Below are 26,446 nucleotides of genomic sequence, written 5' to 3' on the forward strand. Positions count from 1 at the left end.
ATTCTTGGTTTTAGTTTAGTTTTAATCGGATTGATTGGCGCGATCGATTATGTAATAAAGATTGACATTGCTTTGTCTATTTTTTATTTGTTGCCAATTACTTTAATCAGTTGGTATGTAGGAAAAAGTGGGAAATTGTTAGCTCCATTTTGAGTACTATTAGTTGGTTTATAGCCGATTTACACGCTAATGTTTATGATTATTTTTGGCTTCCCTATTGGAATGCTTCGGTTAGATTAGGTTTTTTTCTCATTACTGCTTCCCTACTCGCAGCTTTAAAACAAGCTTATGAAGAACAACAAAAATTAGCTAGGACTGATTTTTTAACAGAATTAATTAACCGAAACTTTTTTTTAGAATTATTACAACTTGAAAGTTTACGTTCTTTGCGATATCAAAGACCTTTCACTCTCGCTTATTTAGATATCGATGATTTTAAACTAATTAACGATCGCTATGGACATCATCATGGGGATAAGTTATTAAAAATAATTACTCAAACAATTAAAAAAGAAATTCGTGCTACCGATATTTTTGCTCGTTTAGTAGGAGATGAATTTGCTTTATTATTACCATAAACTAATTATGAATCTGCTCAAATTGTTTAAAAAAAAGTTTCTCATTGCTGTCAACAAACAACTCAAACAGAATTTTCCTTAGTTGGTTTAAGTATTGGTGCCATAACTTTTATTCAACCACTAAATTCAATTTCTGAAATGCTCCAAAAAGTCGATTTATTAATGTATAAGGTTAAGCAAGCAGGCAAAAATAATTTTCAACATGAATTAATATAATGTTTTTTTTTAAGTTTTGTTAATATTTGATAGTTAATTTTTCATCGTTCATTATTCATTGTTTAGTAATAATCAGTAACTGGTAACTGCTCACTGATAACTGGTAACTGGTTAATATTCGTTAACTAATCGCGATAATAGTCTCTCAATATTGCAAAATGTAACTTTACGAGCCTAAAAACTGCAATTGTTAAAGCGGTCTAATTTAAATAACCACCAGTTAACTATTTGAAGATAATGGTAGATAGTCTAAAAAAACCCCAGTTTGAAGAAATGCGTCCTGGGATTAAAGTCCCATCACAAGAAACAATTCTTACTCCTCGTTTCTACACTACAGATTTTGAAGAGATGGCAAAAATGGATCTCTCAGCTAATGAAGACGAGTTGAGGGCTATCTTAGAAGAATTTCGTACCGACTACAATCGTCATCACTTTGTGCGAGATGAAGAGTTTAATCAATCTTGGGATTGTATAGATGGCGAAACTCGTAAATTATTTGTAGAATTTTTAGAACGTTCCTGTACTGCCGAGTTTTCTGGCTTTTTACTTTATAAAGAATTAGGTAGACGTTTAAAAGACAAAAATCCTCTTTTGGCAGAAATCTTTACCCTAATGTCGCGAGATGAAGCTCGTCACGCTGGTTTCCTCAATAAAGCGATGTCCGATTTTGATTTATCTTTAGACCTCGGATTTTTAACCAAAAGCCGTAAATATACTTTCTTTAAACCCAAATTTATTTTTTACGCTACCTATCTCTCTGAAAAGATTGGTTATTGGCGTTATATTACTATCTATCGTCATTTAGAAAAACATCCAGAAGATAGAATTTATCCCATCTTCCGTTTCTTTGAAAATTGGTGTCAAGACGAAAATCGTCACGGAGATTTCTTTGATGCCATTATGAAAGCGCAACCCCAATTCCTGAATGACTGGAAAGCTAGACTCTGGTGTCGCTTCTTCCTCTTATCAGTTTTTGCTACTATGTATCTCAACGATACTCAGCGTGCTGATTTCTACGCTTCTATCGGTTTGGATGCGCGAGAATACGATAAGTATGTCATTGAAAAAACTAATGAGAACGCAGGCAGAGTTTTCCCTGTTATTCTTGATGTTAATCGACCAGAATTTTATAACCGCTTAGAAACTTGCGTAAGCAACAATGAAAAATTGAGAGAAATTGATAGTTCTAACGCTCCTCAATTGATTAAAGGATTACGCAAATTACCTTACTACGTTTCTAATGGTTGGGAACTTTTGAAGTTGTATTTAATTAATCCAATTCGTGTCGATCATCTGGAAGGAACTGCTCGTTAAATTATCAGCTTTTACTGTTGGCTGACTAAATTTGGTTCTGTGTTATGCAGAACCTTTTTTCTTTTAAAGTTTTAAGGTTAAATTAATATCGTTGAGCAAAAGTCTCTAGATAGATAACAAGCCTGACTGTTGAGAATTGGTATAAGTTATAGCGATACGTCAAACATAAGTACACAACAATAATGTAATTTTTAGCAACATTATATATTTGAAAATAATGCGACCGCGTGGTGCCAGTCGACGGCTGGCTGTATTTATTGTTTGACTTTTGTAATCTTTTTGTAGTATAAATATCTGACGGGAAGCTACAAATTGATTTTTCCCGAAGGAAGTTGATTGCAATGAGTGTAATTGCAATGAGAGTTAGTGATGTTCGCGCACATCCTAATGCAGACGCTTTGCGTATTTATATTATGGAAGTACCCAATCAGATCGAAGCCTGCTTCGAGTCTAATCAAGTACAAATAGTTGCTAATTTAGAGAATATATATCAACCAGGAGATCTTGTCGCCGTAGCGTTAGGTGGTTCGGTGTTAAAAGATGGTACTAAAATTAAACCTTGTAAGCTGCGGGGTGTTACTTCTCATGGGATGGCTTTGGGTATTGTTGATGCAGAATTAGGTGAAGATCTTTCAGAAGTTTATTGTCAGTCAGAGTTAATTGATACAGCAACTAACTCAGAAGATAAGCTAACTTTTCAAAAATGGACGAGTATTGAATTGCTCCATAATGTAAAGCGTAATTTGGATATTTTGGGTGAGGCTGTTACGATTACTTATCGCGCTAAAGTTAAATTACACGGTACAAACGCAGGAATTCAAGTTACTACGGAAGGAAAAGTAGCAGCACAAAAAAGAAGTCAAATCATTACTTCTAAATCTGATAATGCAGGTTTTGCTGCTTGGGTTGAAAATAATTTAGAATATTTTTCTGCTTTAAGAACTTCTGAAAATCTCGCGATCTTTGGCGAATGGTGTGGTAATAATATTCAAAAAGGTGTTGCCATCTCCCAATTAAAACGCAAAATTTTTGCTATATTTGCTATTCAAATAGGAGACGATCTTATTACGCCTAAAAAGCTGGAAGTTCGTCCCGAAAAAATTTCCCAAATGTTACCCAAGCATGAAGATATTTTTGTACTTCCTTACTATGGTGCAGCTATTACTTTGAACTTTGGGAATGAAGAACAATTAAAAGCTGCTGTTCATACTATTAATGAGATGGTAGAAGCTGTAGAAAAATCAGATCCTTGGGTTAAAGCTACTTTTGGCATCGAAGGGATTGGCGAAGGTTTAGTGATGTATCCTGATACCAATTCGATAGTTGAAAGAGCAAATTATACCGATTATATGTTTAAAGCTAAAGGTGCTAAACATCAAGTTATCAAAACTGCAAAACCTGTGTCTATTGCTCCTGAAAAAGTCGAAAATATTGCTCAATTTGTCAATCTTTTTGTTACAGAAGCTAGACTACAACAAGCAGTAACAGAAGCTTGTGACGGACAATATGATTTGAAGCGAATGGGTGATTTTCTCAAGTGGTTTGCTTTAGATGTGCAAAAAGAAAGTGTCGCTGAATTAGAAGCTGCTGATTTAACTTGGAAAGAAGTCAATCAGTCTTTAATGAATGAGGCGAAACAGTGGTACAAAGCCCAAGGTATAATTTAGTTCAAATGAATTACTTCATAGTAAAAATAACTGTGATGATCGCTTTCTTTTAACAAAATCATTCAAGTGTTCTTGCTATGCTTTAACTTTAATCACTGATTATTTCAAAAAATAAAGGAGGGTTAAATTCCCTCCCAGATGATTGATTATTTTGTTTGTTTTGCGAGTTATCTTGTAATTTTTGGCGGAGCATTTGTTGTTGTTTACGGAGTTGTCTTGCCCTAGCAGAACCACCTTTTCCTTTGTCATTGCGACCCTGACGGCGTGGTGATTCCCATCGCTTTAGTCGTTGTGCCACAGTTATTCACCTTTAAATTAATTTACTACTTGATCTATTGTAGTATATTGTGTTTATTTGGACAAGCTTAAAACTTGATTCAATTTACCACTGCGATAACCTTCGAGATCGAGAGTGACATACAGAAAACCAAGCTCTTTAAATTTGCTAACTAATTCAGGTAAATTAACCTTCAGGATGAATTCTTGAATTTGTTCACTAGGTAATTCTATTTTGGCAGTATCTCCGAAACTACGAACTCGTAAATTTTGATAACCTAATTGCCGTAAATAAATTTCTGCTCTTCCTACTCTTTGTAATTTAGCAACCGTAATTTCTTCTCCGTAGGGAAAACGGGAACTTAAACAAGGTTGTGCGGGTTTATCCCACCAAGTAAGTCCCAAATAACGAGAAATTTCTCTTACTTCCATTTTAGTTATACCCAATTCTGCTAAAGGCGATCGCGCTCCTCTTTCTTTAGCTGCTTGAATTCCTGGACGATAGTCTTGTAAGTCGTCGGCATTTACTCCATCAACTACGTAAGGATAACCTCTAGCTATGGCTAAGGGTTTTAAGGTGTCATGAAGTTCACTTTTACAAAAATAACAGCGATTGGTAGGATTGGAAGTATAATTGGGGTTGTCCATTTCCTGAGTTTCAATTAACTCGTGTTTGATCCCAATTACTGCTGCTTGGAGGCTTGCTTCTTCTAACTCTTCTGGTAATAAAGAAGGAGAAACTGCTGTGATTGCCAAAGCGCGATCGCCTAAAACATCATAAGCAATTTTGGCGACTAAAGTACTATCTACACCACCAGAATAAGCGATTAAAGCTCGTTCCAGATCTTGAAATAAGCTGGTTAGTTGCGTTAATTTTTCTTGAATCATTATTCCTAAGTAATCAAGAGGTTATAACAAAACTATAAAAGAATTTTTAGACTTAGGAGTATCAGTTGTTAATTAACCATCAACCATAAACAAGGTTATAATTGATTTTTTTCCAGACGAGGTATAGATAAAGTAAAACAACTACCCTTACCAATTTCTGAGGCAAGAGTAATATCACCACCATGCAGTCTCGCTAATTTTTGAGATAAAGCTAATCCTAAACCAGTTCCTTTGTGAAGACGATGAAGAGGGGTATGAATTTGTTGGAAGGGTTGAAAAAGTTTTTGACAGTCTGCTGGAGAAATCCCAATTCCTGTATCAATTACAGCAAATTTAAGCATATTTTTGTGGAACTGTACTTGTAATGTAACCGAACCTTCTTGAGTAAACTTCACTGCATTAGAAAGTAAATTAACTAAGATTTGTTTTAAACGTAATTTATCGGCTACACAAAAATCTACTTTTTTATCAAGGTTCAGAATTAAATCTATTCCTTTTTGTCGAGCTTTGTCTTCAACAATAGCTAAAGAAGCACGACAAATATCTTCGACTGCTAAATTTTCTAAAAACAATTCTTCTTTTTGAGCTTCTAATTTTGCTAAGTCTAGATAGTCATTAACTAACTCTAAAAGATGTTCTCCTGTGCTAGCAATACCACTAATATATTGCATTTGTTTAGCATTAAGAGAACCATAAATTTCTTCTTTTAACATCCGAGCAAACCCTAAAATTGCTGCGATGGGATTGCGAAGTTCATGATTTAAATGAGAAATAAATTCTTGTTTGGTAGCTTCAGCTATCTGCCACTCACGCTTTTCTTGTTCTAGTTTTTTAATATATTCTTCTTGTTGTTTTTTGACTTCAAGTTGTTGTTGATAATGAAAAAAATTAATTAATGCTTTTTCTAAAATTCGCGGTAGTTTATGAAGTTTGTGTTTTAAAACGTAGCCACTTACTCCCGATTGAATACATTGAGTAGCTATTTCATCTCCCAATAGCTCTGTAATCAAAATTAAAGGGATTTTGATAGGATTAGTCAGCCACCAATCTATTCGCTCTAAGGGAGACTCGCAAATAAAATCATTTTCAGATGAGCAGTAATTGTATAAAATAGCATCATAGACTTGATTGTCTAAATAAAGATAAGATTCTTCAACATTAGTAGCTTCATAAGTAAAACTTATCTCGGCCGTTTCTAATGTTTTAATGATAGCTTCTAGCTCAGTAACTTCGTCTGTCAAAATTAACAGATTCACATTGTTGATCGAATTAAGTTTGGGTGCTAATTGTAAACTCAATCCAGAACTATTAAACATAAAAAATTGCTTGGTCTAGGATTGAACTTAGTTCGGTAAATCTTGGTGAGATGCTATTTATAATTTATATTGTATTGATATCGATGATGTAAATTTTGGGATTGATATTAATCTTTTTTTAAGAAAAGTCTTCTTGAATGTAATTTAGCCTTCTGTTTTCTAAAACTCTTTTTGCGAGAAAATAATCATAGCAATGGTTAAAAGTAAAATGGTATACAGAAAACCATAAAGAGCATGACTAAATAAATCGGTATAATTCGGTAATAAACCATAAACAGCCTCATTTTTAAGATCGAGACGAGATAAATCTGGTAATACTAAATACAAACTGGTAGTTAAAGTTTCAATGCTTTCATTCTTGCTTAATTTACCTAATTCTACTAAGTCTTGACTAAAGTGTCCCATCAAATATACACCAAAACTTAAGAGAGTTGCCAAGATAGAACTAGTAAATACACCGAAAAGTATTGCAACTGCTACTAATAAAGATAACTCTAGCAAAAGGTAACCAGCAGAAATTGCTAAAGCTACCAGAGGATAATCAATTGCAGAAAAGCTCATCATTGCTAAATAAATTGTCATCATAATTCCTACCATGACAGCTAATACTGCAACTAATCCTAAATGTTTGCCAACAATTAATTCGGCTCGACTAATTGGTTTAGGAATTAACATTAGTAGAGTACGCTTTTCAATTTCTTTATTGATTAAACTTGTACCAACAAAGATCGCTACTATTACACTTAATAGAGCAATTGCAGCAATACCAAAATCTAGTAAAATTTTTTCGTGAGTACCCGCAGCAATTTCTGGAATTAATCGAACGGCAAGAATTAGTAATAAGGAAAAGAAACCAACAAAATAGAGAATGCGATCGCGGATTACTTCTTGGAAACCGTTTTTAGCAATAGTAAATACTCTTACTACATTCATGGTTTATTTCGTCAGAATAAAATTATCTCAGGATTTACACTGTTTATATTTCCCTGAAATCGCGACAAAATAATCATGGTAAGTAAAAACTAATTCGATTTGCCTAAAAACTCTACTAAAGGTAAAAACTCTGTAACTAATTCCGCTCGACTGACGACTAAACAAGGTAAAGAAATATTTCCATAATTTTGACCAATTTGCAGCGGAAAAACGGGTTTTGAGTCTAAAAAGATAAATTTACCACCAGCAGCTTGCACAATTACCCACACTGCTGCTAAATCCCAGATTTTTGGAGTTGCTTCTACTCCACCGATCGCTGCACCCGCAGCTACTAAAAGTAAATTGTAACTGGCAACGCCAATCATTCTAATTTTACAAGGAAAAGGATTTTTCAGTATTTCAGTACTACGAGCGCAGAGGTTAAAGAGATGACTTTTGCTTGGAGAGTCTTGATTGGTATGAATTGGTTGATTATTTAGATATGCACCTGTAGGTATTTCTAATCCAGAATTGCCACCCCAATAACCGTAAAAAGATTGTCTCAGTTGAGGTAAATAAACAAAACCAAAAACTGGTGTACCCTCATACAATAATCCTAGGGAAATTCCCCAGATCGGTACACCACGAGTAAAATTAGTTGTGCCGTCAATCGGATCGACAATCCAACACCATTGAGAATCAGGAAAAATTTGGGTGGTTTCTTCTGTTAATACCCCATGCTCGGGGAAAGTATTAATAATTGCTGTTCTTAGTTCGTTATCAGAAGAGCGATCGGCTTTAGTAACTAGACTACCATCTTCTTTTTGAATTGCTTGTATTTTTCCAAAATCAGCTATCAAGCGATCGCCTACTGTTTTAGTTGTAGTTTGGCAGAATTGTAAAACTTTGTCCCAAAAATTTTCCATATTTAATCTTGCTTTGCTTCGTTTTTGAGTGTATCAATCTTTAGATCACGAGTTGTTAGCGATCCAATCCAAAGCGTTATTTCATTTTTACCTTAATAATTAAAGAACAATAACAACTCCAAGATATATACTAAAGCTTTAGTTTTTTTTATTAGTTCAGGTGATAGTTGATAGTTGATTGTTGAGACCTACGGTAGTGCGCTTCGCTTATGTTAATGGTTGATTATTCATCCCTCATAATTAGTAATTACTAATTAGTAACTGGTAATGGTGTACCTCACCAAGAGCGAGAAAGGCTATATATCACTTAATGTTTTCTTGTCCATTTACTGTAAGGATGCTTAATTAAATTAGAATTAAAATATTTGGGATCAGTTACTTCACGGTCAATCCAATCTGGTAAATGAATCAATTGATTTTCTGATTTCAATTCTACTTCGGCAATAATTAAACCTGCATTTTCGCCAAAAAACTCATCAACTTCCCAAATTAAATCTTGATATTTTATTTTATATCTTTTCTTTTCAATCAAAGGTTTAACACAGAGATTAAGTAGCATTTCTTGAGCATCTTCTAGAGGAATAGGATATTCAAATTCTGTTCTAGAAATACCAATTCTTGGTCCTTTAATTGTTAAATATCCTTGGTTATCAATCAAGCGAACTCGAACAGTTTGATTGCCTACTGTCGGTATATATCCTTGACGATAAATTATTCCTGTTGCTAAAGTACGCCATTGTTCTCCTTTAACTAAATATTTTCTTTCTATTTCTTTTGGCATAAACAATTTTCCTGATTTCTGAAAAGTATTTTAAATGAAAGTTAACTCATTTTTAAGCTGATAATTTGCCAAGGTTGAACTTGATAAGATTTAGGATGAGTCAAAGCAGAGGAATTAGATATTGATTGCTCCAAAAAATCAACTGGATATTTTATATTTAAATCTAAATCTCCTTGTAAATATAATTCGGTTGTTTTTCCATGACATTCATAACAACGTAAAATCAAATTTTTTGTTTCTCGATCTGGTTTGAGTGCCATCAAAATTAAATTTTCTGCTGATAAATCTAAAAAACTTCCTACAGGAGATAATTGTTGTTCTTTTGAAGAAATAATATTTATATTAATTACCTGAAGCGGTATATTTAATTCGTAACTTTTATGAACGGTTCTTGCTAATTCCCAACTACCTATGTGAGGATAAATAGCATAAGTAAACTGGTGTATTCCTTTGTCTGCCGTAGGATCTGGCCATAAAGAACTACGAAGCAAGGTTAAACGTAATTGATCGCTTTGACTATCGTAACCATATTTACAGTCATTAAGAAGGCTAACTCCATAATTTTGATTAGAATCGGTTAAATCTGCCCATTTTAAAGCTGGTACTTCCCATTTTGCTTGTTCTACTTTGGTTTGAGGCTCGGTAGCACGTGCGATCGCACCGCAAGCAATTTCATAAGTAGCATAATCACTGGTTAGATTAAAAGGAAAAGCAGCTTTGACAACTACCTGAGTTTCTTGCCAGTTTACTACATTAGTGATTTTTAGAGAAGGAGAATTGGTTTGCAGAAGATAATCTTGAGTAAATTCTGATGAACCTAATTTTCTGATTACTCGTAGACGTTGTTGTATTGTTCCGTAGTCTAACCATTCAATCGCAATTAATTCTGCAGGTGGTAAGGGATATTGTTGATAATTAGGATCGATATCCCAAGCATCCCAATATTGTCCTCGATCGCGATAAGCTTGTAGTTGATTTCCTGCACCTTGGAGTATTTCTTTTTGATTAGTCTTGTCAAACAGACTATCTAAATCTCCTGTGGTGGGATTGACTTTTACTTTCAGGTATTGATTTTCAAGAATAAAATGATTCGGAAATGAATTTGCATGAGTGACTTCACTAGCAACTAACCAAAACAGACGATAACCAACCGAAGGAATTGCCTCTGCTAGAAATAATAATTGATTGTCGCAACTAAGTTGAGAAGGCAGTTTATTTCCTTGTAAGTCGTATACTTCCCAATTAGATTTAGTCGCAGCAATACTAACAACTTCATCTCGCTGCCAATTAAGAGAGTTAAAAACCACAATTGGTTTTGCATTAGGTTGAGGCGGTGCAGGTAATTTGATTTGAGACGCGATCGCACTTAAAGCTTGTTTAAGGATGGTTTCCCCTATTTCTATTGCTGCTTGCCAATCTCGATTTGCTTCTGCAAATACTTCAGGAATCGATGTTCCAGGTAAAATGTCGTGGAATTGATTGAATAAAACTTTTTTCCAAGCAATCTCAATTAATGATTGCCAGGGTTGACTATTGACAAAATTTGGGTTACTATCTAGATAATGGGAAAGTGTGCCGCAATCGAACCTGTTCTCATTAATGGTACTTGCGAGAGTTGCAAACAATTCTGCTTGATAAAGTAATCCTTCACAATAACGATTAAACTTTTTCTGATCAGAGTGGGTAGTATAGCAACCACGATGAAGTTCCAGATATAATTCATCCTGCCAAGTTGGAAGAGAAAGCTTGGTTTGGTTGATTTTGGCTAGATATTGAGAGGCAGTAGTAAATTGAATTCGAGGAAAGAAAGGAGAATTATTCCACTTTGCTGCTACTTCTAACATATCTTTAGTAGGGCCTCCTCCATGATCACCCACTCCAGGTAACCAAAAGATATCTTGCAATCCTGTTTGAGATTCCCATTCAACTGCATAATTAGTCATGGTGATGGGATTAGTATCCATTACACCTGTAACATTAGGAGGAGACATCAAGGTTAATAATTTGGTGCCGTCAGGAGATTCCCACCAAAAACAACCATAAGGAAATTTAGTTGTATCATTCCAATGCAACTTACCTGTCACAAAGTAATCGATGCCAGCACCTTTAAGAATTTGAGGTAACTGCCAACTAAAACCAAAACTATCAGGTAACCAAGCAATTGTAGCAATTTGTTCAAACTTTTCTGCTAGATATTTTTGACCATAAAATAGTTGACGAATAATCGATTCACCACTGATTAAATTAACATCGGGTTCTACCCACATTCCTCCTAAAATTTCCCATTTTCCTAGCTTAATTGCTTTTTTAAGCTCTGAAAATAGCTCTGGTCGATTTTGCTCAATCCATTTATAAAGAGCAGAAGTAGTATGACCAAAAGTAAGATTAGGAAACTGTTGTTGTAAATTTAAAACAGATTGAAAAGTTCTTTCGGCAACTTGATAAGTTTCATTTGTAGTCCATAACCAAGCCATGTCTAAATGAGCATGACCAAGAGGATAAAAACAACGTTGTTTAATATTTTTAGCTAAAGGTAATAATCGCTGACGTAAATGATTGAGATGGCGATTAAACTCCTCAGCATCAAGAACTAAATTCCATTTTATTTTTTCAATTTCGCTAGCGAGTACAATTAATTTTTCTGGTTCAAATTGATTTAAATATTTAGAGAGAATAGATAATTCGGTTGCTACAAAACCAGGATCGATTTGATTATAATTACTCTCATAAACACAATGCGATCGCATTAATGCACCAATGTCATGTCCTGGACTAATTAAGCGAATAGCAATTACAAATTCTTCACCAGGTTGAGCATTATTAGTTAATAAAATTCTAGTAGAAGAATCAAACAAGTCTCCTTGTTGAACCAACTTTCCGTTAACAAAAATTTGGGCATCTTCTGCCCACCAAGTTAGAACTAAACGCAAATTTAATCCTGTTACAGGATAGTTTTGTAGATGTTCAGGAACAATAATTTTTTGAGCTAACCAATAAATTTTACGTCCTTTTTCCCAAACAATATATCTTCGCTCATTGAGTACAATATTTTGCCATTCATTTAAATTTAATGCTATTAAGTTCTCTGACTCAAATGCAAAATCAAAATTTGTATAATGCCAATTATTTTGAAGATCAATTTTAGTCAAGGCTGATAATCTTTGTACAATTTGAGTGATTTGAGCAATTAGAAAATCAGACATAATTAATTATAAAAATTGTGCTTGATTAACAATTTTACTTTCAACTCAACAATATTTTGTTATCTACCATAATCTTGAAGAAGATACTTGTTAATACGCGATCGCTAACAATAATTTGATGTAATTGTAAGATATAGGGATTGAATTAAGTTCGTTTACATAATGACATTAAATATAAATTAAGTAATAAAATTTTATTTTATGGTAATAATCCTTTGATTTCAAATAATTATCTTTACTTAGTAAAATCAAACAATTAAAAATACTATAATTTCTTAATTTTTAATATCAAATTGTTAAATTTATGCTCCGAATAAATTTATGTGCTGGTTGTGCAGGGCTAATATGAAATACTTTAAAATTTGCTACAGATGAAAAGTAGAGGAAGTAGGAGTATTAATTTGTAGCGTTCATGTTTGGATTTTATATAAACTTCTACCCAAGATTTGCAACAAAAAAAAATAAGCTCTTTCTAATTAATTATTAAAATAAACTTAGTTATTCAAAAAAAATTTATTTCTCTTTATCTCCAAAACTTGCCATACCTTGAAATAACATTATTAAACCAGCAATAACAATAAATAACGCTAACCCACCAAACAATAAATCTAACGATTGATAATTCTCCATTTGCCTCTTTTGATTAAATCTATAACAATATGTAAAGCAATTTATTTTTTAGTTAATCTGATTATGTTTAAAGTAGTTTATCAAAATAGCGAGCAAGAGTTTGAGCGTTGGACAGAAGCTCTAGATTATGCTAAAGCCTTAATTCCTAATTGTAAAAGCTTATTTGCAGATATTCGGATTTATCACGAAAAAGAACTAATTTGGATTTACAGCCGTTCTCATAAATATCCACAGTATATCGGTGCTGGAACTTATGATAGATTAGCCCGTTTGTTTATTTTAGAAACAATGGAGGAAGAAGAGGAGAAAAGGAGATAACAAGAAACCTAGTCTTATTATTAATTACTCTTCGTTACTCCTCTGCTCCTTCGTTAGTCTTTTAAGCGATCGCCATAGGTGATTCTGCCCAACGTCCCATGACTTTAGCCATTACTTCCAACTCTTGCATTAAATGGTCAAAACGTTCGGGAGTAAGAGATTGAGGGCCATCGGAAAGAGCCTTAGCTGGGTTGGGATGTACTTCGATCATCAAAGAATCAGTTCCTGCTGCGATCGCAGCTTTTGCCATATCGGGAACATATTCTGCTTTACCCGTACCATGACTAGGATCGATCATTACTGGTAAATGAGTCAAAGAACGAAGAACAGGTAAAACTGACAAATCGAGGGTATTACGAACATAATGCAGATCAAAAGTACGAATACCTCGTTCACAAAGAATAACGTTAGGATTACCTGCTGCCAAAATATATTCAGCTGCCATCAACCATTCATCGATAGTAGCAGACATACCGCGTTTTAATAATACGGGTTTATTTTGCGCTCCGACTTTTTTTAACAGGGCAAAATTTTGCATATTTCTTGCCCCTACTTGAACAACATCGGCGACTTCTGCTATTTTTTCCAAATCAGCAGCATCCATTACTTCCGTAATAATTCCTAAACCAGTCGCTTCTCTAGCTGCTGCCAACAATTCCAAAGCACTTTCACCATGTCCTTGGAAGGCATAAGGAGAGGTGCGAGGTTTATACGCTCCTCCTCTCAAAAACTTTGCTCCTGCTGCCTTGACTCGTTTGGCTGTTTCAACGATCATACCTTCGTTTTCAACCGAACAAGGGCCAGCTACAACTACGACAGGATGATTCTTGCCAAAACTTACTGCACCATCGGGAGTTGGAACAATGACTTGACTTGATTCTCCATTACGAAATTCTAGACTAGCTCGCTTAAAAGGTTTTTCTACACGTAATACCTCTTCAATCCAAGGGCTAATTTCTTGTATTTGTAAAGGATCTAAAGAAGCTGTATCACCTACTAATCCGATCACTACTTTATGTTTACCAATAATTTTTTCTGGTGTTAGTCCCCATTCTTGGAGTTCGGTGCTGACACGTTCTATTTCCAATTCTGGAGAACCAACTTTCATTACGACAATCATATCTAAGTTCCTTAAGGATGAAGACGACCAAAAAACGATGAATTATGAAGATGAAGCCCGAATTTTGAAGTATTTGTTTTGATCATTCAACTTTTAGGATTCTCGATTCATCGCTTCACTATAGAAGACATGGTAGTCATTTTTCAGTTGGAATTGGAGGATTAAGCTCAATAAAATTAATCTTCTTGGGTAGTTTTCCGCGAAGCTTGCCAAGCAGCAATTGTTCGTTGCCAATTAATTTTAAACTCTTCTATTCCTAACCAAGTACCTGTGCGTTTTTCATCCCAAGAAGCAGAAAGAATGCCGTAACTTAAACCAATCATTCCGATCCCAAAAAAGCTAATGCTAACGATTAGAGGAACAAAGGAAGGCAATTCTAATAAATCATTAGTTTTTACCACGTAAAAAAGCACAAAGGACAACATTCCCAAACCAGTGGGAACAGTACAGAACATAGCCATTCGGCGAGCCATGCGCTTACTCACTGCATTAGGAATAGCTCCAATACTAGCTTCAGATTTAGTTGCTGTTTTGGGTGATTCCGCTACTGTATTATTTACAGCAGCAGGTTCTTTTTTGGGCTTTTTTTTCTTATTTTGACGGGGTTCAAAAGGAAGACGACCCCGTTTTGATTCAGAAGACATAATTTTTTAGGTAAATAATTAACGGCGAATACCTAAACGAGCAATTAGTTTTTGATAACGTTCTTGGTCTTTATTTTGAATGTAAGACAGGAGATTTCTACGACGACCAATCATTTTCAATAGTCCACGACGGGATGAGTGGTCTTTATCATTATTTTTAAGGTGTTGAGTTAGTTGATTAATTCTCTCGGTAAGAATCGCAACTTGTAAATCAGCAGAACCAGTATCGGTTTCATGAATTTGATATTCGGACATCAATTCTTGTTTACGTTGTTGAGTTAAGCTCATAGTCTCAGTTAAGGTTTGTATAACACTGCAAACTACTATGTTACCATCGTTTTTTTGATAACTGGAGTGTTGAAGCGAGAAAAAATAGAATTTATGCAAAGGAAAGAGCAGTATTGGTTTCAGTCAAATTAAGACTTAGACTTTTCACCTCTTGTGTAGTCTATTTGTTCTAACATATTAATAAGTAATTAAATACTAATTTTTACCGATCTACCTTAACGTAATGATGATCAATTCAGTCTTCTGAGAACATATAAATAGGTTTAATATTATGGTTCAAGAATTAATCGATCTCAGGCAAAGTATAGTTGAAGGACGCTATCAAGATGCACTGGAGATTGTTGATGAATTAGAAGGAATGGGCAAACAAGCAATTTTACGTAATCTTGAATCTTTTCTAGTTCGCCTCTTAATTCATTTAATTAAAAATCAAGTAGAAAAACGCTTAACAAATTCTTGGGCAGCTTCGATAAGTGATTCGGTCAGACAAATTAAAAAACTCAATTTAAAAGACAATAAAAAATCTTACTATATTGATCAAGATAACTGGTCTGAATATTTAGAAGAAGCTTTTGAAGTAGCAATTTTAGAAGCTAGTATAGAAGTCTGTGGTGGTACATATACTCCTATTCAATTGGAAGAGATTGTCGACAAAGAACAAATTATCAAAACAGCGTCGTCTTTAATAAATTTTTCTTATCAATATTCAACTAAAGATTTATTGTCTGTTATTAGAGAATATTTTATTAATTTACCTGGAGGAAAAGAGTGGCTAGAAAGAAGAATATAAAGTCTTATTATTTCCTTTTAAAATAGTAAAATTGAAGAAAACAATAAAAGTTAGTTTTATTTATTAATTTGCTTCGCAGGCCCACAGCATAGGCGCAATGAGATATCATTTCCAGCTATCCAAGCAGTTGTCCAAGCATTTTGAAAGTTAAAACCACCTGTAACGGCATCAATGTCTAAAATTTCACCAGCAAAATAAAGTCCTGGACAGATTTTACTTTCCATAGTCTTAAAATTTATTTCTTTGAGATTAATACCTCCACATGTAACAAATTCTTCTTTAAATACTCCTTTACCTTTGATTTGATATTGTCCGCGAATAATTTCTTCTGTTAATTGATGCAGTTCTTTTTTACTTAATTCTGTCCAAGTTTTTTCTGGATTAATGTCAACGTAATTAACTAAATTGTGCCACAACCGTTTTGGTAATCCTACAGGACAATAATTTAAGATTTTTTTTCGAGAATGAGTAGTTTTAGTTATTAGTAATTTTTCTTTAACGGTTTCCAAATTTTCTTGAGGTAACCAATTAATTTCTAAGGGAAGTTGATAATTATGTGCTGCTAAAATTCTAGCTCCCCAGGCAGATAATTTTAAAATGGCAGGGCCACTAACTCCCCAATGAGTAATTAGCAAAGCTCCTGTTTGTTCTAATTTATGTTTCTCTGAAGTTAATAAACGAACTCGAACAGAATCTACACTGACTCCTGCTAAATCTTGCAAACGACTATCTTTCAGATTAAAAGTAAACAAAGAAGGTACAGGAGATTCAATAGTATGTCCTAAATTTTTTGCCCAAAGATAACCTAATCGATTGCTACCTGTTGCTATTAAAACGCAATTACATTTTAAAATTTCTCCATTTTTTAGCTCTATTTGAAATTGATTATCTGTGGGGTCTTTTCTAATGTTTTGAACAGCAACACCTGTTTTTAAAATTACTCCTACTTGTTTAGCTTCTTCAATTAAACAATTAACAATAGTTTCGGAATTATCTGTAATGGGAAACATTCGCCCATCGCTTTCTGTTTTTAATTTAACTCCCCGAGATTCAAACCAATTAATTGTATCTTTTGGTTGAAAACGAGCAAATGCACTCCGTAAAGCTTTTCCTCCCCTGGGATAATTTTGGATCAATTCAGCCAGATCAAAACAGTGATGAGTTACATTACATCTACCACCACCAGAAATTCTGACTTTTGCTAAAGGTTGACGAGCAGCTTCGAGTAAAGTAACTTTCAAATGAGGATTAGCCGTAGCACAAGCAATGGCACCAAAAAATCCTGCTGCACCACCGCCAATTACTATTACATTCATGAGTTATTTGTTGAGAATACAAAATATTAATTAAAATCTTCTAGTTTTGGCAATTCCCCAAGTTAAACCAGAACCAATAGTTATTAATAACAAGATTAAAATAATTCCTCCTGGTAAAAAAGAAAGAATCCCAAAGCCTCTAAGTAAATAGACTAGAGCAAAAGTTGCTGAAGAAATAATAAATGTTTTGAGAATTATAGACATTACTTCTAATTAATCAAACTAAGATTTATGGTAGCAATTAGCTAACTATAACAATCCTATTTAATTTGTGAATATCATTAATTTTTTTATTAAAAATTTATAAGTTAGGAAAAAACATCTAGATCTATAAAAAAAAATTGAGGTCATTTAATGACCTCGGTATAGCAGAGTAAAGAGAGTTTATGAATTTTCTGAACGAAAATTAGTAAGGAAAAGCAGGAACTTCAAAGTCAGATTGGAATTGGTCAGCATTGTTATGAACGCCTTGATTAATTACGTTGCCTTCACCGACTGCAACACCAACGTTTTGACCAGCTTGAACAGAGGTTTGAATTTGAGGATCAACGGAAAAACCTCCGATGCCAACTTGAGTTTGAGTTAAATCGTTAGAGACAGTTTGATCGACGATATTTCCGTAACCTTGAGTTAATGCGCTATTTGAACCAGCTTGAACGCTGTTTTGAGCTTGTTGGGCAAAAGCAGCTACGGGAGAAAGAGCTAAAGCAAGAGTGGAGATGATGAGAGCAGTTTTTTTCATTTTTCTAGACCTCTAAGGTAATTAATTTTTTATCTTCACTCTCTAGTTATGTCAGACTCAATCATTTTATGCAGCTAGAACCAAAAAAAATAAAATTGTTTTCTGGCAAGCTTCCTCATTCGATACAAAGCAAGGAAGCATAAAATCGGGAAGATTAGTTCAAAAAGGTGACCAGATTTTTTTTATTTTCTCTTTCCTTTAAAATAAACTTAAATCACATCCAATTTATCTATTAATATACGCATCATTAACCAATAACTTTTTAATTAGAGTTGAAATTCAGATAAAACCGTGTCTTGGATTACAGTAAGGATGACCAAAGCTCGCTGGGAGGCAGAGTTAATGCAACAAATTTTAGCAGCCTATGATATTCCCAGTCGTGTTATTGATATCGGTGTAGGTATATACTTCGGACAGGGAAGTCAAGCAGCTTTACAAGTTCATACTAAAAATCAATGGACAGCCTTGCTATTATTGAGTTCCCCTGAAGATCATTAAAAAGCTTAATTGAGAAAATAGTCTTAAGAATATGTCTTTATTTGATTGGTTTGCCAACATTAGAAAAACAGAACCCGCAATTCAAACTAAAAAAGAACGGGAAATTGCTGACGGACTTTGGACAAAATGCCAAAAATGTGCCACTGTTGCCTATACTAAGGATTTCAAAGCAAATCAGTTAGTTTGTAGCGAGTGTGGATATCATTCGATGGTTGATAGTGACGAACGCATTCGCCAGTTAATTGATACTAATACGTGGAAACCTCTAGCTGAAGAAATTAGCCCTACCGATCCGTTAGGATTTAAAGATCGTAAACCTTATCGCGATCGCATTACTGAATATCAGAAAAAAACTGGTTTAACTGATGCGGTAAAAATCGGTACTGGTTTACTAGATGGCTTACCTGTTGCTTTAGGAGTGATGGATTTCCGTTTTATGGGCGGTAGTATGGGTTCTGTAGTGGGGGAAAAACTTTGCCGTTTGATCGAACACGCTACAGCAGAACGTTTTCCTGTCATCATTGTTTGTGCTTCTGGTGGCGCAAGAATGCAAGAAGGAATGTTGAGTCTAATGCAGATGGCAAAAATTTCTGGCGCACTTCATCTTCATCAAGAAGCTAATTTATTATATATTCCTGTTTTAACTCATCCTACTACTGGTGGTGTGACTGCTTCTTTTGCTATGTTAGGTGATTTAATTATCGCCGAACCTAAAGCAACGATCGCTTTTGCAGGAAGAAGAGTTATTGAACAAACTATTAGAGAAAAATTACCTGAAGGATTTCAAACTTCTGAATATTTATTACAACATGGTTTTATTGATGCGATCGTTCCTCGTACTCAATTGAAAAGAACTTTGGCACAATTAATTAGTCTTCATCAACCTTTTTATCCTTTGATGTCTCATTTAGAATATACGAATAATGATAATCATCGGGCTATGCATCAAGCTATTTAGCTCAATGACTACCTAAACTGAATTAATTTGATTTTTATAAAGGCAGTTGTTGCCTTTTTTTGTCTGTATAACTATTCAAATTTGTAGCTACCATAAGCTTAAACCAGTTAGCATTTGAGAGCGAGCAATGTTTGGAAAACCCCGTGAACCACAAAAACCAGAACAGCCTAACTTACAAGATATTAAACTTTCAATTCCTCAACCCGAACCAGTAATTACGCAACAAGATACTGTGCTACAAAAAGAAAAAGAACCTGAATTAGAGGAAAAATCTGAATTAGTTCTGGCGGTAGAAAAAATTAGTCGAATTGTTTCTCCTTATTTCATCGTTGTTGTTGGTTTATCTTTATACGAAAAAAACTTTTTGATCGGCACAATTTTAATCGTGGTTGGCATTTTATCTTTACTAAAAATTTCCGCCAATGATGTAGCGAGATTTTTTGAATGGTTCAAAGATTTTTTAGGATTGGGTAATAGTAAATAATTAAAAACCGTTATCAGTAGAGACGCGACGTGTTACGTCTCTACACCAGTTATCAACCTTTTATTGATATTTTTGCCAAATTGACAAATCTTCAGGACGATCTATATCTCGTAATTGAGGAAGATAACCAATATTTAGACCTAATTGTTTGGCAATTGCTTCAGTTTGTGCCAAAACGCGACCGCTTCCCCAACTAATATTTTTAAATAATTCAGGTACGAGGCGATTTAACCCAATTAAGTAATAACCGCCATCTTCAGCAACACCTAGAACTAAATCTTGCTGTTGAAGTGCAACAAATGCTGTTTTTAAAATTAATGAATTGAGATCGGGACAGTCTATTCCAATGATGACTACTTTTTGTTTTCCCCTATTAAATGCTTGGGCAAAAGCAAACTCCATTTTTTTGCCTAAATCTCCTGTAATTTGGGAATAATAGGCTATATTTTTACCTAACCATTCGCTCATCAATTGGTGATTACCACCTGTAAAATGAATTTCTATTTCTACAGAACCAAATTGTTGCAGTTGCTGAACCTGTTTCAAAGTATGTTCTGTCATTTGACGTTGTAAATTTGCTGCACCTGTTGCACCTAATACCGGAATCATCCGCGTTTTGGTTTTGCCAGGTTCGGGATAACGACTAAAGATGATTAGGCATTTTTCCATAATCAAGAAGTTTCAAAAAGGATGAGGTGTCAAAAATCTTTCTAACCCCATCCCTACTCAAATGATGATTAAAGCTTATCCTTTAGTTTTTTGCGCCCAAACTTTAGTAGGTAGACCCCAAATATAAATAAAACCTTCAGCAGCTTTGTGGTCGAATTCGTCGTCTGCACCGTAAGTAGCTAAATCGGGAGCATAAATAGAATTATCCGATTGACGACCGACGATCATGGCATTTCCTTTAAACAATTTAACTTTGACAGTACCAGAAACATTAACTTGAGTAGTTTGAATAAAAGCATCAAGAGCAGTTTTTAAAGGACTGTACCATAATCCTTGATAGATTAATTCACTATAAGTTTGTTCAATGCCTCGTTTGTAACGAGTGACATCTCCAGTTAAAGTAAGACTTTCTAAATCCCGATGAGCGTTAATTAAGACGAGTAAAGCAGGAGTTTCGTAAATTTCCCGCGATTTAATCCCGACAACACGGTTTTCAATCATGTCGATTCGTCCTACTCCGTGTTTACCAACGATGTCGTTTAATTGAGAAATCAGTTCAATAGGATTGAGCGTTTTGCCATTTACACTAACAGGAATTCCTCTTTCAAAACCGATTTCTATATATTCTGGTTCATTCGGAGTATCTGCGATCGCTCTAGTCATCGCATAAATTTCTTCTGGGGGTTCTGTCATGGGATCTTCTAACGGTCCTGCTTCAATACTGCGTCCGAGTAAGTTGCGATCGATACTATAGGGAGAAGATTTTTTAACAGGAGATTCAATCCCAAATTTTTCTCCATAAGCAATAGTTTCTTCTCTACTCATTCCCCATTCCCTCGCTGGTGCTAAAACTTTTAGCTTGGGATTGAGTGCCATAATGCCGACATCAAAACGAACTTGATCGTTTCCTTTACCTGTACAACCATGTGCTACAGCATCCGCTCCATATTTTTCGGCAGCATCGACTAATAATTTGGCAATCAGAGGACGAGCTAAAGCTGTGGAGAGGGGATAACGATTTTCATAAAGAGTATTAGCACAAATGGCAGGAAAAGCATAATCTTTCACAAAAGTTTCTGTGGCATCTTCCACCAAAGATTCTACCGCTCCACATTTTAAAGCTTTCTCTTGAATTGGTTTGAGTTCTTCTCCTTGCCCCAAATCTGCTGCTAAAGTGATTATTTCTTTGACACCCCATTCATTGATTAAATAAGGAATACAGACAGAAGTATCTACTCCGCCAGAGTATGCCAGCACCACTCTTTCCGCGCGACCCATAATATTTATTAACCCTATACAACGACTAATGCGCTATTTTACCTAAAACAGAGCAACAACATTTGATAACCACAGACTATTTTCATCATGTTAATTAAATAATTCGTTCTTAGCAAAGCTTGATTTACGTTGCTAATACTTGCACTTGAGGCTCTCGAAAGATGCTTAAATGAGTTCTAAGTATGTCAAAAATCTCTCATGCTTTTTCTGCTTAGTAAAAAAACATTGTTAAACCAATTATTTGTGGTCTTGCTTTTTTTACTTGCGACGCGATCGCTTCTGCGCCAGCGAAGCTGACCGCGCACTCGCCCTTTGAGGACTAATTAAAAGTATTAATCAAACTAAGTAAGCTCAACCATACAAATTTCAAAACAATAGTGTCTTGAAAAATACTTTTTTTACAATCTTTTATTCAAGCTGTTAGTTTTATAAATTAAATGTTTTTGAACTAAGCTAAAAATTATTAACTAATATCCAATTCAAATCAAAATTTATACTTTTATGTATTAATGAAAAAAGAATACCAACTTACAGTCTTACCTGGAGAAGGAATCGGTACAGAAGTTGTTGATGCTGCTGTCTTAGTTTTACAAGAATTAGCTAAAATTTATCAATTCTCTCTAGATATCAATTATGGTTTAATCGGCAAATCAGCTTATCAACAATTAGGAAATTATTTTCCAGAACTTACTGCTAAATTATGTCAAAATTCTGATGGAATTTTATTTGGTGCAGTTAGTCAAGGAGGATTATTAGAATTAAGAAAAAGATTTGATTTTTATCTCAATGTTCGTCCCGTTCGTCCTCTTCTTAGTTTATTAGATAAATCTAGTCTTAAAGCTGAGAAATTAATTGGTGTAGATCTTCTTTTTGTTCGAGAATTAGTGAGCGGAATTTATTTTGGTGCAGCAGGAAGAGGAAAAGATGAACAAGGTGATTATGGTTATCACACCATGAAATATTATGATTGGGAAATCAAAAGAATTGCTCGATTTGCTTTACAAAAAGCCCAACAAAGAAAAAAATTACTAACAGTTGCTCATAAACAAAATGCTTTACCTCATCTGCCTTGGAGTGCTTTAGTAAAAGCAGAAGCACATAATTTTCCCGATGTTAAAATTGAACCAATGCTAGTTGATACTTTAGCCATGCAGTTAGTTATTAATCCTCAACATTTTGATGTTATTCTAGCTGGTAATTTATTTGGAGATATCCTCAGCGATCTTGGTGGAGCTTTAGTCGGCTCGATAGGTTTATTAGGTTCAGCTAGTATTAATGCCAATGGTTTTGGAATGTACGAACCAGTTCATGGAACAGCACCAGATTTAGCAGGAAAAGGCATTGCTAATCCTTTAGGAACTTTTAATGCGGTAGGATTAATGCTACAACAATGGGGAGAAAATCAAGCAGCCCAAAAGCTAATCCAAACCCAAGAAAATTTATTAGCAAAAGGTTATCGTACAGCCGATTTATATTCTCAAACTGAATCAGAAATATTAGTTAATACCAAAACTTTTACAAATCTTTTTATTCAAGAAATGTATCAATAATACTTTTATTAATTCGTAATATAAATTTAGTAATTTGAGCTTGGAAAGCACACCCGTTATCACTTATCAACCATTAACACTACTAACCAATAATTCCATCGGCGTTCATCAGTGTAAAAGCCGTGGATATTTTTTATTACATCCAATTAAATTGCTTATTCTTCTTCTTAAAAGTACTAATATACTAGATTGGTAATTGTTAATTTACTGTAGAGCAATAACCGTGACAGCAACACCAGAAATTCAACAAAAAGTAGTTCAACTGAAACAACAATTAATTCAAGCAGGATATGCTTATTATGTCCTGGACAATCCGATTATGGAGGATGCTGTCTATGATCAACTCTATCGTCAATTACAAGATTTAGAAACTCAATATCCAGAACTAATTACTCCTGATAGCCCAACTCAACGAGTTGGAGATCAACCCGCTTCGCAATTTACTTCAGTTAAACACAATATTCCTCTCTATAGTTTAGAAAATGCTTTTAATCAGCAAGAATTAGCCAAATGGCAAGAAAGATGGCAACGACAAGCACCAGATGTTCAGGATTTTGCCTATGTGTGTGAGTTAAAAATTGATGGCTCTGCTTTGGCTTTAACTTATGAAAATGGCATTTTAGTTCGAGGCGTTACTAGAGGAGATGGAGTGACAGGGGAAGATATTACTCAGAATATCCGTACTATTAGAACTATTCCCTTGCGACTCAATTTAGATAACCCACCCTCTATAGTAGAAGTAAGGGGAGAAGCTTTTTTACCCATCGCAGTTTTTGAAAAAATTAATCAAGAGCGGGAACAATCTGGAGAAGCTTTATTTGCTAATCCTCGTAATGCTGCTGCTGGTACTTTACGACAGTTGGATGCTAAAGTCGTCGATAAACGTAAATTGAATTTTTTTGCTTATACTTTGCATCTTCCCAATCATCCGAATCATCCTACTTCTCAATGGGAATCTTTAGAGTTATTACAAAAAATGGGATTTCGGGTAAATCCTAACCGTAAATTGTGTAAGTCTCTAGCAGAAGTAGAAGAATATTATCAAGAATGGGATACAGCTAGACGTAATCTTTCTTATTTAACCGATGGAGTCGTCGTCAAACTCAATAGTTACTCTCTACAACAAAGATTAGGTTTTACTCAAAAATTTCCTCGTTGGGCGATCGCACTTAAGTATCCAGCCGAAGAAGCTCCTACTATAGTTAAGGATATCATTGTCAATGTCGGTAGAACTGGCGCAGTAACCCCAATGGCTGTGATGCAACCAGTTCAACTAGCAGGAACTACCGTACAAAGGGCAACTCTTCACAATAGCGATCGCGTTTCTGAATTAGATCTCCGTATTGGCGATACGGTAATTATCCGTAAAGCAGGGGAAATTATTCCTGAAGTAGTAAGGGTAATGTCTCAATTGCGCCCTCCTGATACGCAACCCTACCAAATGCCTACTCATTGTCCCGAATGTAATTCTCAATTAATTCGTCCGAAGGGAGAAGCAGTAACTAGATGTGTCAATAGTTCTTGTCCAGCTATTTTACGAGGGAGTCTAATTCATTGGGCTTCCCGTGATGCTTTAGATATTAGGGGTTTGGGAGAAAAAATTGTTGTCCTTCTCATAAAACAAAACCTAGTCAAATCTATTGCCGATCTTTACTCTTTGGAAATAGAACAAATTGCTGCATTAGAAAGAATGGGACAAAAATCCGCCCAGAAATTGCTTAAAGCGATCGCTGATTCTAAAAATCAACCCTATGCTAGAGTTTTATACGGTTTAGGAATTCGCTATGTTGGTAGCGTTAATGCCAAATTATTAGCTCAAAACTTTCCCACCATTGAAACCTTATCCACCGCATCTGTAGCATCTTTGGAAGCAGTTTATGGAATAGGAGAAGAGATTGCTCAATCAGTTTTCCAATGGTTTAGAATTCCTGCTAATCAACTTTTAGTATCAGCTTTACAAAAAGCAGGATTGCAATTTAAACACCATAATTCTTCGAGCAAGACTCAATCTAATCTAACTGCAAATACTTTTACTGGTAAAACTTTTGTCATTACTGGTACTTTAACCACCCTTAAACGTAATGAAGCCAAAGATTTAATCGAACAAGCAGGAGGAAAAGTAACTAATTCAATTAGTAATAAAACTGACTATTTAGTAATAGGAGAAAATCCAGGTTCTAAATTAGCTAAAGCCCAAGAACTTAATATTCCTCAACTTGATGAAAATCAACTTTTAGAGTTACTTAAAACTTAAACTATAATATTTTTAAATCTTCCAAAAATCCCTAAATTAAGTTTTGCTAAATTTTAATCAAACCATTCTACTTTTTGCTTAATTGGATCGCGACGACTTGTCAGACTAAGGCGATCGCTATACCCTAAGTATAAATAACCAAGACAATAATCTTGTTGTTCCAGACCAAGGAAATCTTTTAATTCTTGAGTATAAGTCACTCCTCCAGAACCCCAAAAACTGCAAATACCATAGGCAGTAGCTGTTAAAGCCATGTTTTGTACACTACAAGCTACTGCTTCTATTTCTTCAATTTCAGGTATTTGTTCGGATATTTGTCGTTTCATACAAATAACAATTACGTGAGAAGACTTAAGAATATTTGTCTTCATTCTTTCATACTTTTCTAGTTTGAAATTAGTATTTTCACTCAGTTTTTTATATAAATCTGCTTGAAAGTTTGCCAACTTTTCCAAACTAGAACCAGTAAAAACTTTAAATCTCCAAGGCTGAGTTAAGCCATGGGTAGGAGCCCAATTAGCATTTTCTAAAATTTCCCAAACTAGAGAATCTTCTATTCTTTTTCCGTTAAAACAACGAGGTTTAGTCGAACGACGCGTTCTAATTAATTCAGTAATTTGTTGAGTAAAATCAGACATATTAAAACATTAACTTTTTCTTTCAGCAAAACCTATGTTAGATATCTTAAGAGTAATTATACTTAGATTAATAGCACAAGACAGATCGACAATAATCAGAGTATTATTGATTAGTTGATTGTACTTTTGCGGTTATCAAAACTTAAGGTTAATATCACCTAATCAAGATTGATACCAAATCCGTGTTTACAA

General features: G+C 34.5%; 26 protein-coding genes. 10 read left to right on the forward strand and 16 right to left on the reverse strand.

What is annotated here, in order from left to right; genetic code table 11:
* The first annotated feature begins 149 nt into the window (after positions 1 to 149).
* The 3 genes from STA7437_RS27000 to STA7437_RS21180 all read left to right on the forward strand — a co-directional run bounded on the left by STA7437_RS27000 (position 150) and on the right by STA7437_RS21180 (position 3,775).
* Positions 150 to 578 carry a GGDEF domain-containing protein gene (locus tag STA7437_RS27000; RefSeq protein WP_051036080.1) on the forward strand — a complete coding sequence of 143 codons (429 nt, stop codon included), beginning with the start codon at positions 150 to 152 and terminating at the stop codon, positions 576 to 578.
* 453 nt (positions 579 to 1,031) lie between these two features.
* The gene (gene acsF / locus STA7437_RS21175) at positions 1,032 to 2,108 is read left to right on the forward strand and encodes a magnesium-protoporphyrin IX monomethyl ester (oxidative) cyclase (RefSeq protein WP_015195432.1); all 1,077 of its coding nucleotides are present in this window, start codon (positions 1,032 to 1,034) and stop codon (positions 2,106 to 2,108) included.
* A 341-nt stretch (positions 2,109 to 2,449) separates the two neighbouring features.
* Complete coding sequence (locus STA7437_RS21180) at positions 2,450 to 3,775, forward strand: RNA ligase family protein (RefSeq protein ID WP_015195433.1); 1,326 nt, start codon at positions 2,450 to 2,452, stop codon at positions 3,773 to 3,775.
* Positions 3,776 to 3,863: 88 nt separating this feature from the next.
* On the opposite strand, the gene STA7437_RS21185 is transcribed toward STA7437_RS21180, so the two are convergent.
* From STA7437_RS21185 to STA7437_RS21215, 7 genes are all read right to left on the reverse strand, one after another.
* Entirely contained in the window at positions 3,864 to 4,073 is a 210-nt protein-coding gene (locus STA7437_RS21185) for a hypothetical protein (protein WP_015195434.1), read from the reverse strand.
* Between the two features lie 53 nt (positions 4,074 to 4,126).
* Entirely contained in the window at positions 4,127 to 4,939 is an 813-nt protein-coding gene (larE, locus tag STA7437_RS21190; protein ID WP_015195435.1) for an ATP-dependent sacrificial sulfur transferase LarE, read from the reverse strand.
* Positions 4,940 to 5,034: 95 nt separating this feature from the next.
* The gene (locus tag STA7437_RS21195) at positions 5,035 to 6,255 is read right to left on the reverse strand and encodes an ATP-binding response regulator (protein ID WP_015195436.1); all 1,221 of its coding nucleotides are present in this window, start codon (positions 6,253 to 6,255) and stop codon (positions 5,035 to 5,037) included.
* 159 nt (positions 6,256 to 6,414) lie between these two features.
* Complete coding sequence (locus tag STA7437_RS21200) at positions 6,415 to 7,188, reverse strand: ABC transporter permease (RefSeq protein WP_015195437.1); 774 nt, start codon at positions 7,186 to 7,188, stop codon at positions 6,415 to 6,417.
* Between the two features lie 89 nt (positions 7,189 to 7,277).
* A complete protein-coding gene (locus tag STA7437_RS21205; RefSeq protein ID WP_015195438.1) occupies positions 7,278 to 8,093 on the reverse strand; it encodes an inositol monophosphatase family protein in 816 nt (271 codons plus the stop codon).
* Positions 8,094 to 8,400: 307 nt separating this feature from the next.
* Positions 8,401 to 8,874: a CYTH domain-containing protein gene (locus tag STA7437_RS21210; protein ID WP_015195439.1), complete on the reverse strand. Its 474-nt coding sequence runs from the start codon at positions 8,872 to 8,874 to the stop codon at positions 8,401 to 8,403.
* 41 nt (positions 8,875 to 8,915) lie between these two features.
* Positions 8,916 to 12,077 (reverse strand): alpha-mannosidase, encoded by a 3,162-nt coding sequence (locus STA7437_RS21215; protein WP_015195440.1) that lies wholly within the window; start codon positions 12,075 to 12,077, stop codon positions 8,916 to 8,918.
* A gap of 693 nt (positions 12,078 to 12,770) precedes the next feature.
* On the opposite strand from STA7437_RS21215, the gene STA7437_RS21220 reads away from it, so the two are divergent.
* A complete protein-coding gene (locus tag STA7437_RS21220; protein ID WP_015195442.1) occupies positions 12,771 to 13,025 on the forward strand; it encodes a hypothetical protein in 255 nt (84 codons plus the stop codon).
* A 61-nt stretch (positions 13,026 to 13,086) separates the two neighbouring features.
* Here STA7437_RS21220 and aroF read toward each other — a convergent pair whose 3' ends face one another.
* The 3 genes from aroF to rpsO all read right to left on the reverse strand — a co-directional run bounded on the left by aroF (position 13,087) and on the right by rpsO (position 15,077).
* Entirely contained in the window at positions 13,087 to 14,145 is a 1,059-nt protein-coding gene (aroF, locus tag STA7437_RS21225; protein ID WP_015195443.1) for a 3-deoxy-7-phosphoheptulonate synthase, read from the reverse strand.
* Between the two features lie 176 nt (positions 14,146 to 14,321).
* A complete protein-coding gene (locus tag STA7437_RS21230; protein WP_015195444.1) occupies positions 14,322 to 14,789 on the reverse strand; it encodes a PAM68 family protein in 468 nt (155 codons plus the stop codon).
* 18 nt (positions 14,790 to 14,807) lie between these two features.
* On the reverse strand, positions 14,808 to 15,077 hold the full coding sequence (gene rpsO / locus STA7437_RS21235; protein ID WP_015195445.1) for a 30S ribosomal protein S15: 270 nt from the start codon (positions 15,075 to 15,077) through the stop codon (positions 14,808 to 14,810).
* A 271-nt stretch (positions 15,078 to 15,348) separates the two neighbouring features.
* Between rpsO and STA7437_RS21240 the strand changes: the two genes are divergently transcribed.
* A complete protein-coding gene (locus tag STA7437_RS21240; protein ID WP_015195446.1) occupies positions 15,349 to 15,867 on the forward strand; it encodes a DUF29 family protein in 519 nt (172 codons plus the stop codon).
* Between the two features lie 56 nt (positions 15,868 to 15,923).
* Here the strand turns inward: STA7437_RS21240 and STA7437_RS21245 are convergent, their stop codons facing one another.
* From STA7437_RS21245 to STA7437_RS21250, 3 genes are all read right to left on the reverse strand, one after another.
* Positions 15,924 to 17,183 carry a BaiN/RdsA family NAD(P)/FAD-dependent oxidoreductase gene (locus STA7437_RS21245; protein ID WP_015195447.1) on the reverse strand — a complete coding sequence of 420 codons (1,260 nt, stop codon included), beginning with the start codon at positions 17,181 to 17,183 and terminating at the stop codon, positions 15,924 to 15,926.
* Between the two features lie 30 nt (positions 17,184 to 17,213).
* The gene (locus STA7437_RS26680; protein ID WP_015195448.1) at positions 17,214 to 17,387 is read right to left on the reverse strand and encodes a hypothetical protein; all 174 of its coding nucleotides are present in this window, start codon (positions 17,385 to 17,387) and stop codon (positions 17,214 to 17,216) included.
* A 202-nt stretch (positions 17,388 to 17,589) separates the two neighbouring features.
* On the reverse strand, positions 17,590 to 17,925 hold the full coding sequence (locus STA7437_RS21250; RefSeq protein WP_015195449.1) for a hypothetical protein: 336 nt from the start codon (positions 17,923 to 17,925) through the stop codon (positions 17,590 to 17,592).
* 291 nt (positions 17,926 to 18,216) lie between these two features.
* Here STA7437_RS21250 and STA7437_RS21255 point away from each other — a divergent pair, with 291 nt between their 5' ends.
* The 3 genes from STA7437_RS21255 to STA7437_RS21265 all read left to right on the forward strand — a co-directional run bounded on the left by STA7437_RS21255 (position 18,217) and on the right by STA7437_RS21265 (position 19,865).
* Entirely contained in the window at positions 18,217 to 18,423 is a 207-nt protein-coding gene (locus tag STA7437_RS21255) for a hypothetical protein (protein ID WP_015195450.1), read from the forward strand.
* 31 nt (positions 18,424 to 18,454) lie between these two features.
* On the forward strand, positions 18,455 to 19,381 hold the full coding sequence (gene accD / locus STA7437_RS21260) for an acetyl-CoA carboxylase, carboxyltransferase subunit beta (protein ID WP_015195451.1): 927 nt from the start codon (positions 18,455 to 18,457) through the stop codon (positions 19,379 to 19,381).
* A gap of 127 nt (positions 19,382 to 19,508) precedes the next feature.
* Positions 19,509 to 19,865, forward strand: coding sequence for a hypothetical protein (locus STA7437_RS21265; protein WP_015195452.1), 357 nt, complete (start codon positions 19,509 to 19,511; stop codon positions 19,863 to 19,865).
* A 60-nt stretch (positions 19,866 to 19,925) separates the two neighbouring features.
* Here the strand turns inward: STA7437_RS21265 and STA7437_RS21270 are convergent, their stop codons facing one another.
* Both STA7437_RS21270 and STA7437_RS21275 read right to left on the reverse strand, forming a co-directional pair.
* Complete coding sequence (locus STA7437_RS21270) at positions 19,926 to 20,534, reverse strand: TIGR04282 family arsenosugar biosynthesis glycosyltransferase (RefSeq protein WP_015195453.1); 609 nt, start codon at positions 20,532 to 20,534, stop codon at positions 19,926 to 19,928.
* Positions 20,535 to 20,609: 75 nt separating this feature from the next.
* A complete protein-coding gene (locus STA7437_RS21275; RefSeq protein WP_015195454.1) occupies positions 20,610 to 21,812 on the reverse strand; it encodes an argininosuccinate synthase in 1,203 nt (400 codons plus the stop codon).
* 509 nt (positions 21,813 to 22,321) lie between these two features.
* Here STA7437_RS21275 and STA7437_RS21280 point away from each other — a divergent pair.
* Together STA7437_RS21280 and ligA are read left to right on the forward strand one after the other, a co-directional pair.
* Positions 22,322 to 23,362: an isocitrate/isopropylmalate dehydrogenase family protein gene (locus tag STA7437_RS21280; RefSeq protein ID WP_015195455.1), complete on the forward strand. Its 1,041-nt coding sequence runs from the start codon at positions 22,322 to 22,324 to the stop codon at positions 23,360 to 23,362.
* Between the two features lie 223 nt (positions 23,363 to 23,585).
* On the forward strand, positions 23,586 to 25,616 hold the full coding sequence (gene ligA, locus STA7437_RS21285) for an NAD-dependent DNA ligase LigA (RefSeq protein ID WP_015195456.1): 2,031 nt from the start codon (positions 23,586 to 23,588) through the stop codon (positions 25,614 to 25,616).
* A gap of 53 nt (positions 25,617 to 25,669) precedes the next feature.
* On the opposite strand, the gene STA7437_RS21290 is transcribed toward ligA, so the two are convergent.
* Entirely contained in the window at positions 25,670 to 26,254 is a 585-nt protein-coding gene (locus STA7437_RS21290; protein ID WP_015195457.1) for a nitroreductase family protein, read from the reverse strand.
* Positions 26,255 to 26,446 lie beyond the last annotated feature (192 nt).

This window comes from Stanieria cyanosphaera PCC 7437, from assembly GCF_000317575.1.
In the GTDB taxonomy this organism is placed as follows: domain Bacteria; phylum Cyanobacteriota; class Cyanobacteriia; order Cyanobacteriales; family Xenococcaceae; genus Stanieria; species Stanieria cyanosphaera.